The organism is Streptomyces sp. NPDC048479 (genome assembly GCF_040651435.1).
GTDB lineage: Bacteria > Actinomycetota > Actinomycetes > Streptomycetales > Streptomycetaceae > Streptomyces.
Genome location: NZ_JBEZKA010000120.1, coordinates 1 through 1,542 on the forward strand (window position 1 = coordinate 1; position 1,542 = coordinate 1,542).

Below are 1,542 nucleotides of genomic sequence, written 5' to 3' on the forward strand. Positions count from 1 at the left end.
ACGCTCCACGCCACCACAAACAGCAGGTCAGCTGCCTGCCCGTCGTGCGGAGCCGTCTCGGCCAGCGTCCACAGCCGGTACCTGCGCCGCCTCGATGAAGCTGCTGCCGCGGGGCGACAAGTGGTGGTGGAGTTACAGGTCCGCAGGTTCCGATGCCGCCAACCGGGCTGCCCCAAGGCCACGTTCGCCGAGCAGGTACCCGGGCTGACCTTCCGCCACGGACGGCGGAGCCAGGGACTACAGGCGGCTCTGCAGCGGGTGGCACTGATGCTGGCCGGGCGAGCCGGGGCCAGGCTGACGGACGCGTTGGCCACGCCGGTGAGCCGATCGACCCTACTGCGGCTGATACGCGCGGTCCCCGAGAATGCGTCGGCCACGCCGCGGGTGCTGGGCATCGACGAGTTCGCCCTGCGCAAAGGCCATGTCTATGCCACCGTCCTGGTCGACATCGAGACCCGCCGCGTGGTCGAGCTGCTGCCTGACCGCTCCGTCGAGACCGTGTCCGCCTGGCTGGCTGGCCACCCCGGCGTGGAAGTGATCTGCAGGGACCGCTCCGCCTCATTCGGCGAGGCCGGACGCCTCGGCGCCCCCGAGGCGATCCACGTCGCAGACCGCTATCACTTGTGGCACAACCTCGCCGAGGCGGTCGAGAAGACCGTGGTCCAGCACCGAGCCCTCCTGCCGGAGCCCGCACCTGAACCCGATCCCACCCAACCACCGCCGACCGTGTCCATGCCGTCGCTCGCCGCACCACCGAGAACCACAGGACGTCTGGCCGAACGGGTGCGAGAGCAGCACGCCGCCATCCATGCGCTCCTGACCACCGGCACCGGCCTGAAGACCATCGCCCGCCAGCTGGGACTGGCCCGCAACACCGTCCGCCGCTACGCGCAGGCGGCCGGCCCCGACGAGCTACTGGTGGGGCAATGGACGGGCCGGGCCAGCATCCTGGATCCCTTCAAGCAGCACATCGACCAGCGATTTGCGGAGGGCTGCACCAACGCCCGCCGCCTGTTCGAGGAAATTCAGCAGCGCGGCTACCCGGGCAAGGAGCAGATAGTCCGCAAGTACGTCCACCAGCTCCGCCTTGCGTTCCCGCGCCAGAATCCACCACGTCGCCAGCCCTCGGTCCGCGACGTCACCGGCTGGATCACCCGCCATCCCGACCGGATCGACGCCGACGACGCCCAGCGCCTGAAGGAGATCCTGACGCGCGTCCCGGGACTGGCGGCCACTGTCCGGCACGTCCGGGACTTTGCTGAGCTGATGAACAACCGCCGCGGCCGCCACCTCAAGAAATGGATTGCAGCCGTCCAGGCCGATCAGATCCCGGCTTTGAACACCTTCGCTGCCGGTCTCCTGCAGGACCTCGACGCCGTCACCCACGGCCTGACCCTGAACTACAGCTCCGGCGCGGTCGAGGGGCACAACAACAAGATCAAGATGCTCAAGCGCCAGATGTTCGGCCGCGCCAGCTTCGACCTCCTGCGCAAACGCGTCCTCCATGCGGTCTGACCTGCTGTTTGTGGTGGCGTGGAGGGC

The 1,542-nt window shown here is 68.8% G+C and carries 1 protein-coding gene; it reads left to right on the top strand.

Translation table 11 applies throughout. From position 1 onward, the window contains the following. On the top strand, window positions 1–1,515 hold a 1,515-nt coding region (locus AB0D12_RS41305; protein ID WP_362695249.1), incomplete at its 5' end, for an ISL3 family transposase. Window positions 1,516–1,542 lie beyond the last annotated feature (27 nt).